The sequence below is a fragment of the Pseudomonas sp. WS 5079 genome, from assembly GCF_012985465.1.
In the GTDB taxonomy this organism is placed as follows: domain Bacteria; phylum Pseudomonadota; class Gammaproteobacteria; order Pseudomonadales; family Pseudomonadaceae; genus Aquipseudomonas.
The window spans coordinates 541,615-558,022 of record NZ_JAAQWN010000003.1; the positions used below are offsets into that span (position 1 = coordinate 541,615).

Consider the following 16,408-nt stretch of genomic DNA (forward strand, 5'->3'; position numbering starts at 1 on the left):
GCCATCCGATTCATGCAGGCGCTCATTCTAGCGCCGACGACCGCTGATGCGTACCCAGCCATCGCGGTTGGCGATGGGGTCCAGGTCGAAGTCCTGGGCATAGGCGGCGGCGACTTCTTCGCCCTGCTCGGCGAGGATCCCCGACAGCGCCAGGCGCCCGCCCGGCTTGACCAGGCTCGACAGTTGCGGGGCCAGTGAGACCAGCGGCCCGGCGAGGATATTGGCGACCAGTACGTCGGCCTGCACCTGGGGCAATTGCTCCGGCAGGTACAGTGGGAATTTGCCTTCAGGGATGTTGTTGCGCCCGGCGTTATCGCGGGAGGCTTCCAGGGCCTGCACGTCGATGTCGGTGCCGACGGCTTCCTTGGCGCCCAGCAGCAGCGCGGCGATGGCCAGGATCCCCGAGCCGCAGCCGAAGTCCAACACGTTGCAGCCTTGCAAGTCCTGGCCATCGAGCCATTCCAGGCACAGGGCGGTGGTGGGGTGGGTGCCGGTGCCGAACGCCAGGCCCGGGTCCAGCAGCAGGTTGACTGCCTCAGGCTCCGGGGCCGCATGCCAGCTTGGCACGATCCACAGGCGCTGGCCGAAACGCATAGGCTGGAAGTTGTCCATCCAACTGCGTTCCCAGTCCTGGTCTTCGATCACTTCGCTATGGTGCTCGGGCAGCGGGCCGCCGGTGAGCAGTTCCATGTGGGCAAACACGCTGCTGGCGTCGGTGCCGTCTTCGAACAGCGCCAGCAAGTGGGTGTGGGACCACAGCGGGGTGGTGTTCAGCTCAGGCTCGAAAATCGGCTGGTCTTCGGCGTCCATGAAGGTCACCGACACGGCGCCCACTTCGAGGAACGCGTCTTCATAGGTTTCGGCTTGTTCTGGGCTGATGGCGAGACGGACTTGCAGCCAAGGCATGGCGGGCACCTTTGAAAAAATGAGTGTGCAGCGGGGTGGGGCTGCGAAAGGGCGCAAGTTTACGCGAGAGCAGGCCAGAAGACGACACCACTGACAGCACGGGAGCCAAATGTGGGAGCTGGCTTGCCTGCGATGGCGGGGTGTCAGCTTGCTCATCAGTGCCAGGCCTACCGCTATCGCAGGCAAGCCAGCTCCTACAGGGTTTTGTGGTGTTCTTGTGTGCGCATAAACGACAAAACCGCCCGAAGGCGGTTTTGTGGGTGGAGCACAAACTTACTGGTTGGCCAGCTTGTGTTCCAGGTAGTGAATGTTCACACCACCTTCGCAGAAGCCTTCATCACGAACCAGATCCCGATGCAGGGGGATGTTGGTCTTGATGCCGTCGACCACGATTTCGTCCAGGGCATTGCGCATACGGGCCATGGCCTCGTCGCGAGTGGCGCCCCAGGTGATCAGCTTGCCGATCAACGAGTCGTAGTTGGACGGAACCTTGTAGCCGCTGTACAGGTGCGAATCGACGCGAACGCCGTTGCCGCCGGGTGCATGGAAATGCTTGACCAGGCCTGGACTCGGGATAAAGGTTTTCGGGTCTTCGGCGTTGATCCGGCACTCCAGGGAGTGACCGTGCATCTTCACGTCGTCCTGGGTGAAGGACAGCACGTTGCCAGCGGCGATGCTCAGCATCTCCTTGACGATGTCGATACCGGTGACCATCTCCGAAACCGGGTGCTCTACCTGCACACGAGTGTTCATCTCGATGAAGTAGAAGCGGCCGTTCTCGTAGAGGAACTCGAAAGTCCCGGCGCCACGGTAGTTGATATCGATGCAAGCCTTGACGCAGCGTGCCAGGACTTCCTGACGCGCCTTTTCATCCAGGCCCGGTGCCGGAGCTTCTTCCAGGACCTTCTGGTGACGGCGTTGCAGCGAGCAATCGCGGTCGCCCAGGTGGATGGCGTGGCCCTGGCCGTCGGACAGTACCTGGACTTCCACGTGACGTGGGTTGGTCAGGTATTTTTCCAGGTAGACCATCGGGTTGCCGAACCAGGCGCCCGCCTCGGAGCGAGTCTGCTTGGCCGCTTCGATCAGGTCTTCTTCCTTGTGCACCACGCGCATGCCGCGACCACCACCGCCGCCGGCGGCCTTGATGATCACCGGGTAACCGACTTCACGACCAATGCGCAGGGCGGTTTCCTCGTCCTCGGGCAGTGGGCCGTCGGAGCCTGGAACGGTAGGCACGCCGGCTGCGATCATGGCGTCCTTGGCCGACACCTTGTCGCCCATCAGGCGAATGGTCTCGGCTTTCGGGCCGATGAAGGCGAAGCCGGATTTTTCCACCTGTTCGGCGAAATCGGCGTTTTCCGCGAGGAAGCCGTAGCCAGGGTGGATGCCATCAGCGCCGGTCACTTCCGCCGCAGCGATGATGTTCGAGACCTTCAGGTACGAGTTCGTGGCCAGTGGCGGGCCGATGCAGATGCTTTCGTCCGCCAGTTTCACGTGCATCAATTCGGTATCGGCCGTCGAGTAAACAGCGACGGTCTTGATGCCCTCTTCCTTACAGGCGCGCAGGATCCGCAGCGCGATCTCGCCGCGGTTGGCGATCAGGACTTTTTGCAGTTTCTTCGCAGGTTTCAACATCGAAGGCGCTCCGCGGTTCAAACGATGGTGAACAGCGGCTGGTCGTACTCAACCGGCTGACCGTTTTCTACCAGGATGGATTCGATGACGCCGGCTTTTTCGGCCGTGATGTGGTTCATCATCTTCATCGCTTCCACGATGCAGATGGTGTCGCCCACTTTCACGGTCTTGCCCACTTCAACGAAGGCTGGCGAGGTCGGTGCCGGGGTGCGGTAGAAAGTACCGACCATTGGCGACTTGACCACGAAACCGTTCAGCACAGGCGCTGCTGGTGCGGCAGGTGCAGCGGCAGCAGCAGGCGCGGCGGCTGGAGCAGCGGCGGCTGGCGCCGGCGCTTGCATCTGTGGCGCGTAGAACTGTTGGGCCGGGGTCTTGCTGTGACGGCTAATCCGTACGGACTCTTCGCCTTCCTTGATTTCCAGCTCGTCGATACCGGATTCTTCCAGCAGTTCGATCAGTTTCTTAACTTTACGGATATCCATGAATCATCAACTCCCAAGGGTCGGTCAGGGGCGTATAGCCTGTTCTTCAATGTGTTCCAGGGCGGCCTCCAGGGCCAGTCGGTAACCGCTGGCGCCAAGGCCGCAGATCACTCCTACCGCTACGTCGGAGAAGTAAGAGTGATGGCGGAAAGCTTCGCGTTTATGCACGTTCGATAAATGCACTTCGATGAATGGGATGCTCACCGCCAGCAGCGCGTCACGTAATGCAACGCTTGTGTGCGTAAAAGCGGCGGGATTGATCAGGATAAAGTCCACGCCTTCGCTGCGCGCGGCGTGAATGCGATCAATCAATTCATACTCGGCATTGCTTTGCAGGTAGAGCAGATGGTGGCCGGCTTCACGGGCCCGTCGTTCCAGATCGAGGTTGATCTGTTCGAGGGTCACTGCACCGTACACACCCGGTTCGCGGGTGCCGAGCAGGTTCAGGTTGGGTCCGTGCAGAACCAGTAAGGTCGCCATCGGCTGTTCCTTGTTATTGGAGGTAGGTACGTCAGAACCCGGCGACTATGCCGCAAAGCCTTTGTGACTGTCCAGTTCTCTGCAATAGCCAGCACGATTAGCGAGGATTGCGCAAAGTATGTGACTGGGGCGCACGATCCGGTCATTGGTAATACGGTCTGGAAAGCAATGAAGATCGACTGTAGGAGCTGGCTTGCCTGCGATAGCGGTGTGCCAGGCGACTAATCGGCTACTGATCCACCGCTATCGCAGGCAAGCCAGCTCCTACATTTGATCTTCATGGGGCGGGAGATGGCGTCAGACGCGAAATGCCTGCACCGCCGTATTAAGCTGCCCGCCGAGCACCAACAGATGCTCGCCCTGGCGGCGGCCCTGGCCGATCCGCAGCAGGTTGTCCTCGCCCAACTGGTGGATGCGCTCGCTGTTATCGCGGATTTCACTGACCGCGCCGCTCTGTTGGGCCGTCACCTCGGCAATCCGGGTGGCGGTGTCGGAAATGGTCTGGATCGCGCCGACGATTTCATCCAGCGCGCCGTCGGCCGCCTGGGCCTGCTGGGCGGTGGCTTCGGCGTGTTCGACCTGGGCGCGCATGCCTTCCACCGATTGCCGGGCTGCGGTCTGCAGGCCGGCAATCAGGGTCTGGATCTCGGCGGTGGCGCCTGCCGTGCGCTGGGCCAGGGAGCGTACTTCGTCGGCAACCACCGCAAACCCGCGCCCGGCCTCACCGGCGCGGGCCGCTTCGATGGCGGCGTTGAGTGCCAGCAGGTTGGTCTGGTCGGCAATCGAGCGAATCACCGTAAGCACGCTGCCAATGGTTGCGGACTCTTCGGCGAGTTTTTCGATCATCTGCGCATTGTCTTGCACTTCGCCCACCAGCGCGTGCAGGCCGGTGAGGCTCAAGCCGATCACCCGTTGGCCATGTTCCACGGCCTCGCCGGCACTGCGGCTGGCCCCGGCGGCCTGGCTGGCGTCACCGGCAACCTGCTGGATAGTGGCCTCCAACTCGCCCAATGAATCACGGATTTGCGCAGTGTCCCCGGCCTGGCGTTCGGCCCCGTCATGCAGGCCGCCGCTCAGTTCGGCCAGGGCGCGGCTGCTGCCGGCCACTTGCTCGGCATTCGTGCGAATAGTGCCCACCAGGTTCACCAGGTAAGCCCGCAGGCGATTGAGCGAGGCTTCAATATCATGCAGTTCGCGGTTGGTCGCACCCAGGGCTATCTCTTGGCTGAAGTCACCCTCGGCCCAGGTCGACAGGGCCGGCGCCAGGCTGGTCAGCACCCGCGCCAGGCGCCGTTGCAGGGTGTCGATGAGCAGGGCGATCAGCAGGATCAGGCCAATCATCACGCCTTGGATCACCCGCACTTCGCCCTGGATTCTGGCGTGCTGGGCGCGCACTTCGGGCTCCAGTGCGGCAATGGCTTGCTGCACGGTGTCGATTTTCAGATGGGTGGCGGCGGCCAGCTCAGTGCGTTTGTGGATTTGCTCGCGGGTGCGCGCCAGTTCGGCCGGGTAGCGCGTGAGCAGGCTGTTGAGCTCGCGCTTGAGGCCCACGCCGGTGTCTTCGGCGGCTGTGGTTTCGCTGCTTTCCAGGCCCATCAGCGCCGAAAAATCATCGCTGTTGGAGGCACTGCTGGCGGTCACGCCCAGCAGCGGCAGTTGCCCAAGCTGATCAGCCTGGCTGCGGATGTTGGCCAGTTCGCGCTCTACATCGTCGGCCAGTTCGCTGCGCCCGCTGCTCACCAGTTTGTCCCGTGCCAGGGATAGTCGGCCCAGATGCTGGGAGGCGGCGAGCAACGGCGGCAGATAACGCGGCGCGTCTACTGAGCTGACGCCGATGGCGTACTGGCTCAATTGCTCCAGATTGGCCCCCAACTCCCGTTCGGCTTGCAGCAGCAGGGCTTGTGGGTCACCGGCCAGTTTGCCGGCGGCCAGCAGGTCGGTCTTGCTGAAGCCATCGAGGTCGAGCAGGCCGGGCCGCAGTTTTTGCGTCAGCTCAGGCGGCAGCTCGTCCAGGTGCAGCAGCAGGTTTTCCAGGCTCTGGCCGGCAGCGCTCAGGCGCAAGGCGTCGCCGCTGGAAAGATAATCGTCGATATTGCGCGCAGTCTGGTTCTGGAAGGCCTGGGACAGGCCCAGGTAGCGCTCCATCAACAGGTACGGGCGCTCAAGGGCCCGCTGCGACCACCAGAGCGTAGCGCCCAGGGCCAGGCAAACGGCGACCAGCAGAAGGGTGTTCAGATTCGTCAGCAGCTTCAGGCGCATGCGTGGTTTCAACCAACGGCGGAAAGATAAGTGCCTGAAGTTATTGCGTTTTCGTTACAAGGTTATGACGGATTGGGTGGAATCCGATGAAAAGGTGGCACTTTGCCTTGAGGCGCCTGCGGCGTGCACCCGGTTACGCCCGGCATCCTTGGCGCGGTACAGCGCCTCGTCGGCCTGGGCGGCCATCATCAAGCTGTCAGAGCCATCGCACAGCTCGACCACACCGGCGCTGAAGGTGCACCACAAATCCTGGGGCTGGGCCGGGTAGTGAATTTCGGCAAAGCGCCCACGGATTTCGTCGAGCACTTTGCAGGCCGCGTCCAGGTCGGTGTCGGGCATCACAATGGCGAACTCTTCGCCGCCGTAACGGCCGATGTAGTCGGTCTTGCGCAGGCGTTGCTTGAGAAACAGCGCCAGGCTCTTGATCACGCGGTCGCCCATGGGGTGGCCGTGGCTGTCGTTGACCCGCTTGAAGTGGTCAATGTCGAGCATGGCAAAGCTCAGCGGCTTGTTCTCGCGGCGCGAGCGGAAGCTGCAGTCTTCCAGCAGTTGCAGGATATGGGTGTGGTTGTACAGGCCGGTCAGGCTGTCGCGCACCATCCGCGCCTTGAGATGGCGGGCGCGGGCGGCGCGGTTGCGCACGGTGGTGATCAGGTGGCGCGGCTTGATTGGCTTGGTGAGGAAGTCGTCGCCGCCTTCGCTCATGGCATCCAGCTGTTTATCCAGGTCGTCTTCGGCCGACAGGTAGATGATCGGCACGCTGACATAACGGTCATTGTGGCGAATCACCTTGGCCAGTTCCGTACCGGTGCAGGCCGGCATGTACATGTCGAGGATGATCAGGTCGGGCTGGAAGTCTGCCAGCTCGGCCATGGCCTGGATCGGCTCGATCAGGGTCCGGGTGACGATCCCGGCGCTGTTGAGCAGGCGCTCGGTGTGCATCGCCTGGGCGCGGGAGTCGTCGATGATCAGCACTTTATAAGGTTCGTACTGGGCGACGCAGGTCAGTACCTCGATTTTTTCCAGCAGGCTCGAGGCTTCCAGGGTCCCGGTGAGGAACTCCTGGCCACCGGCGCGCACCGCCGCCAGGCGGGTGGGGGTGTCGGTTTCGTGCAGGCTGAAGAACAACAGCGGCAGTTTCTGCTCCAGGCCTTCCTGGGCTTCGGCGGCCAGTTTCAGGCCCAGGCCGGCGCCGCAGAAGTCCACGTCCATCACAATCGCCGCCGGCAGGCGTTCGGCCATGGACGAGCGGAACGCGGCCACGCTGTCCAGGGACTGCGCGCTCAAGCCAAAGAATTCCAGCTGCTTGGCCAGGCGCTCGGCACGGTCGTGATCGGCCAGCATCACGTAGATCGGCTTGCGCATCGGCGGCAGGAAGGTCTGGTCCAACTGGTCGCCCTGGCGCAGGCCGGTTCGTGACAGGCGCTGCATCAAGCGGTTGAGGTCGGTGATCAGGTGGCTGCTCAGGCGGCCGCGGTTTTCATCCACCGCTTTGAGCGACTCGATGATGTGCCGGGCCAGTTGGCCATGCTCGGGTTGTTCAAAGCGCTCGGCAAAACGCAGCAGGCGCAGATTGGCCTCGCTGAGTTCGTTCAATTCGGCGTTCGACCATTCGCTGCGCTGCAAACGCTGCCAGATCTCAAGAATTTGACGCGCCTGATGAATTACCCGCTGGGCAAAGTGGTGCTTGAGACGCTCACGGCTTGGGTCTTCTGGCTCGGTCATATCCTGACTACTAGGTAAGGGTGCATGCTGAGGTCGACTGGTGGCTCTATGCTAGCACCTCTTTTCAATCGCACGAGTGTCATACGTCAATTAACTGCAAGGTCCCGGGGATTCATTTACTGACTGGCGGGTCGCATAGGCGCATCAGCGCCCTTCCTTTATAGTTGAGTGCCAGCTTTGCGCCACCTTGATTAAAAGCCCCGCACAGACGGGCACGATGGGGTAGGGTTGTGGTCGTAGCTATTGAACTCAAGTGACTGAAAGGATATCCGCCATGCTGGACTGGAAAAACCGTGCAGGCAGCGCCCCAGGCCCAAGCCCTGCGCCCAAGTCGGCCTCCCGCAGCTATTTTCGTAACCTGTTGATGAGCCGGGCACTGCTGACCCTGGTGGTGATTTACCTGTTGGTCACCGGTGGCCTGGGTTGGTATTGGAGCCAGGAGCCGGCCTTGTTCCCGGTCCAGCAAAACGCGCAAATTGCCGCCGAAAAAGACGGCAAGCAAATGGTCATCGGCTTTACCACCGTCGAAACCGTCAAGACCGTAGTGGGCACCCTGCTCAACAAGCCTGGCGGCTACATTTCCAACGACCGCTTCCCGCCTGGGTTGTGGATGGACAACATGCCCAGCTGGGAATATGGCGTGCTGGTGCAGGTGCGTGACCTGACCCGTGCCCTGCGCAAGGACTTCGCCCGCTCGCAATCGCAATCGGCCGAAGACGCCGACCTGGCCAAGGCCGAGCCGCGTTTCAACTTCGACAACAAAAGCTGGGTGCTGCCTTCCAGCGAATCGGAATACCAGGAAGGCATCAACTCCCTGAGCCGCTACCAGGCACGCCTGTCCGACCCCAATCAAAAAGGCGCCCTGTTTTATGCGCGCGCCGACAACCTGAACAACTGGCTGGGCGATGTCGCCACCCGCTTGGGCTCGTTGTCGCAGCGCCTGTCGGCCAGTGTCGGCCGGGTCAAGCTCAACACCGCGCTGAAAACCGAAGCGCTGGCGCCGGGCGAAGTGCCGCAGGTCGATGAAGAAGTGGTGGAAACCCCATGGATGCAAATCGACAACGTGTTCTACGAAGCCCGTGGCCAGGCGTGGGCCCTGTCCCACCTGTTGCGTGCCATCGAAGTCGACTTTGCCGACGTCCTGGCCAAGAAAAACGCCACCGTCAGCGTGCGCCAGATCATTCGTGAGCTGGAAGCCTCCCAGGAAACCCTGTGGAGCCCGATGATCCTCAATGGCAGCGGCTACGGCGTATTGGCCAACCACTCGCTGGTGATGGCCAACTACATCTCCCGCGCCAACGCGGCAGTGATCGACCTGCGTCAACTGCTGAACCAGGGTTGAATCATGGTTGATAGCGCCAAGGAGGTCGCGCACCGCGCGGCCTCGGATGCCGAACACATCGCCTGGGTCGACGAGCAGGACAACCTGCTCGGCGCCCTGGTGCGGGCCGACCTGCGCGAGCGCGGGCTGATCGGGCGCGGCACCTACATCATGCTGTTCAACTCAAAGGGTGAGCTGTGTGTGCATCGGCGCACCCTGAGCAAAGCCATCTATCCCGGTTACTGGGACGTGGCGGCGGGGGGCATGGTTGCGGCGGGCGAGACCTATGAGCAATCGGCCGCCCGCGAGCTGGCAGAAGAGTTGGGCGTCAGCGGTGTAAAGCTTACGGCCCACGACCACTTCTTTTTCGAGGACACGGGCAACCGGCTCTGGTGCTCGGCGTTCTCGGCAGTCTGGGACGGGCCGCTGCAATTGCAGCCCGAAGAGGTGCTGGAAGCGCGCTTTATGAGCATCGAGGCGGTGCTGGCCGATATCGAGCAAAAGTCCTATTGCCCCGACTCGTTGGCCGCCTTAAAACGCTATCTGGCTGCGCGTCGCTAAAGTTGCATAAATTGGCGCCATTTGGCTCTTAGCAAGTAGGCTTTTTGCCGTTACACTGCGCGACTTTTCAAGCCGAACCGCTCCAACGTTTCCCCGGTCCCTGTAGGAGCGAGCTTGCTCGCGAAAAAACCAATGTCACCGCGTGCTGTCTGGATGCCCGCGTTATCGTTGACGATTTTCGCGAGCAAGCTCGCTCCTACAGGGGCGGGTAGGCCTGAGCGGTTCGGTAGCGCTGCCCCTGCCTGAGTGGGGCTTCGCGGTTGGTGGCCGGTTGACGGGCACTGATCAGTCTTCATCCTCCCAAGAGGATTGCCGGTGGCCAAAAAAGCCGCATCCTTCGCCGCCCTTGGTGGCCTGGTGTTTTCCACCGACGCAGGTCGGCATTGCCCGGACTGTCGCCAGCCCGTGGACGCCTGTACCTGTAAACAGACCCTGATTCCCGAAGGTGACGGAATTGCCCGCGTACGCCGCGAGAGCAAGGGCCGTGGCGGCAAGACGGTGACCACCATCACCGGCGTGCCCCTGGCAGCCGAGCCACTCAAGGAGTTGGCCACGCTGCTGAAAAAGCGCTGTGGCACCGGTGGTGCCCTGAAAGACGGGATCATCGAAATCCAGGGCGATCACGTCGAGTTGCTGTTGGCCGAGTTGATCAAGCTCGGCTACAAGGCGAAGAAATCCGGCGGCTAGCAGCCTCTGTGAAACCCGCACCGACGAGCGCGCTCGTCGTCTCCATGGTTTCACAGAGCCTGTTCCTGACCGGTGTCTAAACTCTGTCCTGCAAGTGGGGTCTACCCCTCTCACAGGCAAATCGTCATTTTCACTCTTTAGACTGCGCCAGCCTCTGACTTGGGTGGCGCTCTTCGACTTTATATAGGGGACTTCGATGTCCGTACGACGCACACGCAAAGACGATGGCAGCCAATGGACAGTTGCGGACAGCCGCAGTGTTTACGGGATTCGCCATTGGGGGGCCGGGTATTTCGCGATCAATGATGCCGGTCGCGTTGAAGTCCGTCCGAACGGCCCGAACAGCTCGCCCATCGATTTGTACGAGCAAGTGGATGAGCTGCGCAAAAGCGGCCTGTCCCTGCCTTTGCTGGTGCGCTTCCCGGATATCCTGCAAGACCGCGTGCGCCAGCTGACCGGCGCCTTCGACGCGAATATCGAGCGCCTGGAATACCAGAGCAAATACACCGCGCTCTACCCGATCAAGGTCAACCAGCAGGAAGCGGTGATCGAGAACATCATCGCCACCCAGGACGTGTCCATCGGCCTGGAAGCCGGCTCCAAGCCTGAGCTTCTGGCCGTACTGGCCCTGGCACCGAAAGGCGGCACCATCGTCTGCAACGGTTACAAGGACCGTGAGTTCATCCGCCTCGCGCTGATGGGCCAGAAGCTGGGCCACAACGTGTTTATCGTGATCGAGAAAGAGTCCGAAGTGGGCCTGGTGATCGAAGAAGCCGCCAACCTCAAGGTCAAGCCACAGGTCGGCCTGCGGGTGCGCCTGTCGTCCCTGGCGTCGAGCAAATGGGCCGACACCGGTGGCGAGAAGTCCAAGTTCGGCCTGTCGGCGGCGCAGTTGCTGTCGGTGGTCGAGCGCTTCCGCGCCGCGGGCCTGGACCAGGGCATCCGCCTGCTGCACTTTCACATGGGCTCGCAGATCGCCAACCTGGCGGACTACCAGCACGGGTTCAAGGAAGCCATCCGCTACTACGGCGAACTGCGCAACCTCGGCCTGCCGGTGGACCACATCGACGTCGGCGGCGGCCTGGGCGTGGACTACGACGGTACCCACTCGCGCAACGCCAGCTCGATCAACTACGACATGGACGACTACGCCGGCGTGGTGGTGGGCATGCTCAAGGAATTCTGCGACGCGCAGAACCTGCCGCACCCCAACATCTTCTCCGAGAGCGGCCGCTCCCTGACCGCCCACCACGCCATGCTGGTGGTGCAGGTGACCGACGTCGAGAAACACAACGACGACGTACCGGTGATCGAGAACAAGGAGAGCCTGCCGGAAACCGTGCAATGGCTGGTTGACCTGCTGGGCCCGACCGACATTGAAATGGTCACCGAAACCTACTGGCGCGCCACCCACTACATGAGTGACGTGGCTGCCCAGTACGCCGACGGCAAGCTGACCCTCGCGGAAAAAGCCCTGGCCGAACAGTGCTACTTCGCCGTGTGCCGCCGCCTGCACAACTCGCTCAAGGCCCGCCAGCGCTCGCACCGCCAGGTGTTGGACGAACTCAACGACAAGCTGGCCGACAAGTACATCTGCAACTTCTCGGTATTCCAGAGCCTGCCGGACACCTGGGCCATCGGCCAGGTCTTGCCGATCCTGCCGCTGCACCGCCTCGACGAAGAGCCGCTGCGCCGCGCGGTACTGCAGGACCTGACCTGTGACTCCGACGGCAAGATCAAGCAATACGTCGACGAGCAAAGCATCGAGACCAGCCTGCCAGTGCACGGTTTGAACGAAGGCGAGGACTACCTGCTGGGGATCTTCCTGGTGGGCGCCTACCAGGAAATCCTCGGGGACATGCACAACCTGTTCGGTGACACCGATTCGGTGAACATCTACCAGCGCGAGGACGGCTCGGTGTACAGCGCCGGGATCGAGACCCACGACACCATCGAAGACATGCTGCGCTACGTGCACTTGTCGCCGGAGGAGTTGATGACCCACTACCGTGACAAGTGCGCCAGCGCGAAGATCACGGCGGCAGAACGCACCCAGTTCCTGGATGCGCTACGCCTGGGCCTGACCCGTTCGTCCTACCTGTCTTCCTAAGACCGGCAGGCACAGCGCCAAGCTGTGGGAGCGGGCTTGTGTGGGAGCGGGCTTGCTCGCGAAAGCAGTAGATCAGTCAATACAGGTGCTGACTGATCTGCCGTCATCGCGGGCAAGCCCGCTCCCACATTAGTGTGCGCCCAGCCACAGCCCCTGCCGATTCAGCCGCCAGGCAATCGCCCACAACGTCAAACTGCGCACTGCCATAAACAGCAGGAACGTTATCCACAGCCCGTGGTTACCCAGCCCCTGCAACGCCCAGGCAAGCGGCAGCATAATCAGCACCGTCAGCAACATGCCGTTGCGCATCTCCCGCGCGCGGGTCGCGCCGATAAACAAACCGTCCAACAGATAACTCCACACCGCAATCAACGGCAGTACCGCAAGGTACGGCAGGTAGATATCGGCGGTTTCGCGCACGCTGGGGATATCGGTCTGCATGGCGATAAACAAGTGGCCGGCGAAGGTAAACAACAGCACAAACCCGAGGCTGGCGATCAATGACCAGCCGCAGGCAACGACCAGCGAGCGGCGCAGGGCCTGGCGGTCATGGGCGCCGATGGCGTGGCCGCACAACGCTTCCACCGCGTGGGCCAGACCGTCCAGGGCATGGGCGGTCAGCAACAGCCCGTTGAGCAGCAGGGCATTGGCCGCGACGGTGGCGTCGCCCAGCCGGGCGCCTTGCACCGTGATCATGAAAAACACCGATTGCAGCGCCAGGCTGCGGATAAAGATGTCGCGGTTGACCGCCAGCAGCGCGCGCCAGCTTTGCCAGACCTTGAGCGCCGCCCAGGCGATGTGCCCGGGGTAGGCGCGCAAGGCTTTTTGCGTGAGGGCCAGGCCGAGCAAGGCGCCGGTCCATTCGGCAATCACCGAGGCCCGCGCCGAGCCGACCACGCCCCAGTCCAGGCCTAAAACGAACCACAGGTTTAGGGCGATATTTACAAGGTTAGTGGTCAACAGAATCGCCAGCGGGGCCCGGGCGTTCTGCGTGCCGAGGAACCAACCCACCAGGGCGTAGGTAGCCAGGGCGGCAGGGAGGCCGAACAGGCGGGTGTGGAAGAATTCGCGGGTCAGTTGATTCAACTCGGCCGAGGGCTGCATCCACTCCAGTGCCAGGTGGCTGAGGGGAATGCCCACCGTGCCCAGCACCATCGCCAACCCCAGTGCCAGCAGCAAACCTTGCAGCAGGATTTGCCGCAGCGCCGCGCCATCATTGCGCCCGGCGGCTTGGGCGGCAAACCCGGTGGTGCCCATGCGCAGAAAACCCATGGCCCAGGCCAGGAAGGTATACAGGCTGGCCCCAACGGCCACGGCACCCAGTTGATGGGCGTGGGGCAGGTGGCCGATGACCATGCTGTCCACCAGCGCCACCAACGGTACCGAAATATTCGACAGAATCATCGGCGCGGCCAGGGCCCAGACACGGCGGTGAGTGGGGCGGTGGCGCCAGTCGGTGAGTAAGGTGGGCATGGGGGCTCCTTGGGGGAGCGGCATTGTAACTGGCCCTCAACAGCGGCGCAGATCCAAATGTGGGAGCGGGCTTGCTCGCGAATGCGGTGGGTCAGTTGGCATCTCTATTGACTGACCCACCGCATTCGCGAGCAAGCCCGCTCCCACCTTTTTGATCGCGTTTATGCCGGGGGATGCAGGCACTCGATGGAGCGGTCGACCGTGGTCTTGGCGATCTCCAGCAAATGCCACACCGCGAGCACCTTGGCCCGTTCGGCGCCGGGCAAGTGTTCACCACAGTCGAGCGCGGTGGCCGAGGCGCTGTTCAGCAGGCTGGCGGTGTAGAGCAGGGAGTCTTCGAAACTCAGTTCTTCACTGATGGAGTGGAAGCCCTGGGTCGGTAGGTAGTGGCTGAGGGCGCGACTGAAGGCGGCGCGGTCGTTGAGCAGGTCGCAGGGTGGGTCGGGGACAATCTTATGCATGGTGTAACTCCATATGGTTTGGAGCTGACATCCGTCGCGACTAAACGAAGGGTGGCGGCTGTACGCAGGTTAGTCGACCGGCCATATGGCAAACCGGCGCACCCGAAGGTGCCCTACGCACAGCCACCATGAAACTTCATGAGACCATGCGCCATATAGGATCCGGGCGACTAAACCCGATCACTGATAAGCAGTGACGGACCGCAGACTAGTCACCGATTCCAACAGGCACAAGGCGCCAAGGATTGTCTAGGAAACGTCCTGCAATTTAAAGCGATACGCCTTGCTGGCCCTTTACAAACCGTGACCAAATGCCAGCCCGGCGACCCCACAAGCCAGCTCCCACAGGAGGTCTTCAGTGTTTGTGGTGGCGATGTCGGCATGATGAAGGGTCATGGCTGTGCTGATGAGCTTTCGCTTCCGGCCGGCACGCGAGGCTGAGTTAAATGTCCGCCTTCTCCTCTGAACAGCCAAAACCCCATGGATAACTCCGATATCGCGATCACCCTGGTCCTGATCTCCGCCTTCATGCACGCCACCTGGAACGCTGTTGTCCGGGCCGGCAGCAGCCGTTTCATGACCCTGGCCCTGGTCGATGGCACCGCATTGCTGATCTGCCTGGCGGCGCTGCCGCTGGTCAATGTGCCAAGCCTGCAAGTCTGGGGTTATGTACTGCTTTCGGTGATATTGAATACGGTCTATCGCCTGTTTCTGATCAAGGCCTATGAGACGGGCGACTTCGGCCAGGTTTACCCGGTGATGCGCGGTGTGCCGCCGGTGCTGGTGGCGTTGTTTTCCTACTTTCTGCTGCATGAGCAACTGTCGTTCCATGCGATGGCCGGGGTGTTGTTGATTTGCCTGGGGATCATCAGCCTGACATTTGTACGCAGGATGACCGCGCACATGCTCAAGCCGATCCTGATGGCGGTAGGCGCTGGAGTGTTTATTGCGTCCTACACAGTGGTGGACGCCAAGGGCGTGAGAGCCAGTGAAACGGTGCTGCAATACATTATTTACCTGACGGTGTTCCAGAGCATTCCTATCCCGCTGCTGGCGTTTTTCAAGGAGCGTGCGGCACTTGTCCAGGCCATTGGCAGTCATTGGCGAGTGGGGGCCTTGGGGGGTATTTTTTACCTGGCATCCTACGGCCTGGTGTTGTTCGCGCTGTCGCTGGATGCGGTGGCCAAGGTCTCAGCGCTGCGGGAAACCAGTGTTATTATCGGCGCCATTATTGCCGCGCTGTTCTTCCATGAACGGTTCGGCTGGCGACGGATGCTCTCGGCGTTCGTCATTGTTTGCGGGATCATCCTGATCAAAGTGAGCACCTGATGGCTCAGCGCCCTCCACCCACCCCGATGCTTCAGGCTTTTGTCAGCGCCGCGCAAACGGGCAGTTTCGCGCGTGCGGCGTCTGAGCTTAACCTCACCGCCAGTGCCATCAGCCATCAAATTTCAGGCCTGGAAGCGTGGTGGGGCGTACAGTTGTTTGAGCGGCACTCGCGCGGCGTCAAGCTGACGTCGGCAGGGCAGGCCTTGTTGCCGGTCACTGATGGGTTTTTCAAAGGGCTGGAGGCGGCGTTGCAGGCTCTTAATCCGCGCACAGCCCAGCCGTTGTACCTCTTGTGCACCTCTTCGCTCTGTTCGACCTGGCTGATTCCCAGAATGCATGGCTCGCATACTGACGCCTCGTTCAATCTTGACGTGGTGCTGACCAGCGCAGATATGAACCCTGCCAGCCTGGGGGCTCATCAATTTGATGTCGCAGTAGTCATAGGGGGCGGGGACTATCCCGAGCATCATGTCGAGTTGCTGATGCGCGATGCGGTGTTTCCCGTATGCTCGCCGGCGTTTTATCGCGAGCATGGCGATATTGCACCGACGGATATCGCCCGCTACCCATTGATTCACCGGGCGGATGATCAGATCTGTCCGGGGTGGGAGAGTTGGTTTGCGTTCCAGGGGGCGGCGGCGCCCCCGTATCACCCTGGGCCTCGGTTTCCGGATTCGAGCCTGGCTATAAGCCTTGCGGTCAAGGGGGGTGGGATCGCTCTGGGCCGGACGGCGTTGGTATACGACCAATTGGAAGAGGGGGCGTTGGTTGCCTTGAGCAGCCCCGTGATGATGTCGCCGGCGGCGTATTACGTTATTTGCCGCAATGGTCGACAGTCCGAGCCGGACATCGCCCGGTTGATTGATTGGCTCAAGGCCAGCGCGGGTGAGTTTCTGCGGGAGGTTCGGACCCGGCACCCGCAAATAGCGGGTGCTGGAGCACTTTAGCGGTAGGGTTTGGCCTGACTTGGCCTGCACGC

14 protein-coding genes are annotated in these 16,408 nt (G+C 61.8%); 6 read left to right on the forward strand and 8 right to left on the reverse strand.

What is annotated here, in order from left to right:
* Window positions 1-27: 27 nt before the first annotated feature.
* The 6 genes from prmA to HBO05_RS11155 form a co-directional block, all read right to left on the reverse strand.
* The gene (gene prmA / locus HBO05_RS11130) at window positions 28-906 is read right to left on the reverse strand and encodes a 50S ribosomal protein L11 methyltransferase (RefSeq protein ID WP_170058633.1); all 879 of its coding nucleotides are present in this window, start codon (window positions 904-906) and stop codon (window positions 28-30) included.
* 273 nt (window positions 907-1,179) lie between these two features.
* A complete protein-coding gene (gene accC / locus HBO05_RS11135) occupies window positions 1,180-2,541 on the reverse strand; it encodes an acetyl-CoA carboxylase biotin carboxylase subunit (RefSeq protein WP_003188188.1) in 1,362 nt (453 codons plus the stop codon).
* 17 nt (window positions 2,542-2,558) lie between these two features.
* Window positions 2,559-3,023, reverse strand: a complete 465-nt coding sequence (gene accB, locus HBO05_RS11140; protein ID WP_029297651.1) for an acetyl-CoA carboxylase biotin carboxyl carrier protein — start codon at window positions 3,021-3,023, stop codon at window positions 2,559-2,561.
* A 24-nt stretch (window positions 3,024-3,047) separates the two neighbouring features.
* The gene (gene aroQ / locus HBO05_RS11145) at window positions 3,048-3,503 is read right to left on the reverse strand and encodes a type II 3-dehydroquinate dehydratase (RefSeq protein ID WP_170042526.1); all 456 of its coding nucleotides are present in this window, start codon (window positions 3,501-3,503) and stop codon (window positions 3,048-3,050) included.
* Between the two features lie 297 nt (window positions 3,504-3,800).
* Complete coding sequence (locus HBO05_RS11150; protein ID WP_172312636.1) at window positions 3,801-5,762, reverse strand: methyl-accepting chemotaxis protein; 1,962 nt, start codon at window positions 5,760-5,762, stop codon at window positions 3,801-3,803.
* 54 nt (window positions 5,763-5,816) lie between these two features.
* Window positions 5,817-7,487 carry a PleD family two-component system response regulator gene (locus HBO05_RS11155; RefSeq protein ID WP_172312638.1) on the reverse strand — a complete coding sequence of 557 codons (1,671 nt, stop codon included), beginning with the start codon at window positions 7,485-7,487 and terminating at the stop codon, window positions 5,817-5,819.
* 274 nt (window positions 7,488-7,761) lie between these two features.
* Here HBO05_RS11155 and HBO05_RS11160 point away from each other — a divergent pair, with 274 nt between their 5' ends.
* From HBO05_RS11160 to speA, 4 genes are all read left to right on the forward strand, one after another.
* Complete coding sequence (locus tag HBO05_RS11160) at window positions 7,762-8,829, forward strand: DUF2333 family protein (protein WP_169952047.1); 1,068 nt, start codon at window positions 7,762-7,764, stop codon at window positions 8,827-8,829.
* Between the two features lie 3 nt (window positions 8,830-8,832).
* Window positions 8,833-9,369, forward strand: coding sequence for an NUDIX hydrolase (locus HBO05_RS11165; RefSeq protein ID WP_169952045.1), 537 nt, complete (start codon window positions 8,833-8,835; stop codon window positions 9,367-9,369).
* Between the two features lie 315 nt (window positions 9,370-9,684).
* Window positions 9,685-10,056 (forward strand): translation initiation factor Sui1, encoded by a 372-nt coding sequence (locus HBO05_RS11170; RefSeq protein ID WP_169897394.1) that lies wholly within the window; start codon window positions 9,685-9,687, stop codon window positions 10,054-10,056.
* A 196-nt stretch (window positions 10,057-10,252) separates the two neighbouring features.
* A complete protein-coding gene (gene speA, locus HBO05_RS11175) occupies window positions 10,253-12,166 on the forward strand; it encodes an arginine decarboxylase (protein ID WP_169952043.1) in 1,914 nt (637 codons plus the stop codon).
* A gap of 129 nt (window positions 12,167-12,295) precedes the next feature.
* Here speA and HBO05_RS11180 read toward each other — a convergent pair whose 3' ends face one another.
* Both HBO05_RS11180 and HBO05_RS11185 read right to left on the reverse strand, forming a co-directional pair.
* Window positions 12,296-13,639 (reverse strand): MATE family efflux transporter, encoded by a 1,344-nt coding sequence (locus HBO05_RS11180; protein ID WP_169952040.1) that lies wholly within the window; start codon window positions 13,637-13,639, stop codon window positions 12,296-12,298.
* Window positions 13,640-13,800: 161 nt separating this feature from the next.
* Complete coding sequence (locus HBO05_RS11185) at window positions 13,801-14,100, reverse strand: hypothetical protein (protein WP_170042570.1); 300 nt, start codon at window positions 14,098-14,100, stop codon at window positions 13,801-13,803.
* Window positions 14,101-14,580: 480 nt separating this feature from the next.
* Here HBO05_RS11185 and HBO05_RS11190 point away from each other — a divergent pair, with 480 nt between their 5' ends.
* Both HBO05_RS11190 and HBO05_RS11195 read left to right on the forward strand, forming a co-directional pair.
* Window positions 14,581-15,429 carry an EamA family transporter gene (locus HBO05_RS11190; RefSeq protein WP_169952036.1) on the forward strand — a complete coding sequence of 283 codons (849 nt, stop codon included), beginning with the start codon at window positions 14,581-14,583 and terminating at the stop codon, window positions 15,427-15,429.
* The gene (locus HBO05_RS11195) at window positions 15,429-16,376 is read left to right on the forward strand and encodes a LysR substrate-binding domain-containing protein (RefSeq protein ID WP_172312640.1); all 948 of its coding nucleotides are present in this window, start codon (window positions 15,429-15,431) and stop codon (window positions 16,374-16,376) included. The genes HBO05_RS11190 and HBO05_RS11195 overlap by 1 nt, the downstream gene beginning before the upstream one ends.
* The last annotated feature ends 32 nt before the right edge of the window (window positions 16,377-16,408 follow it).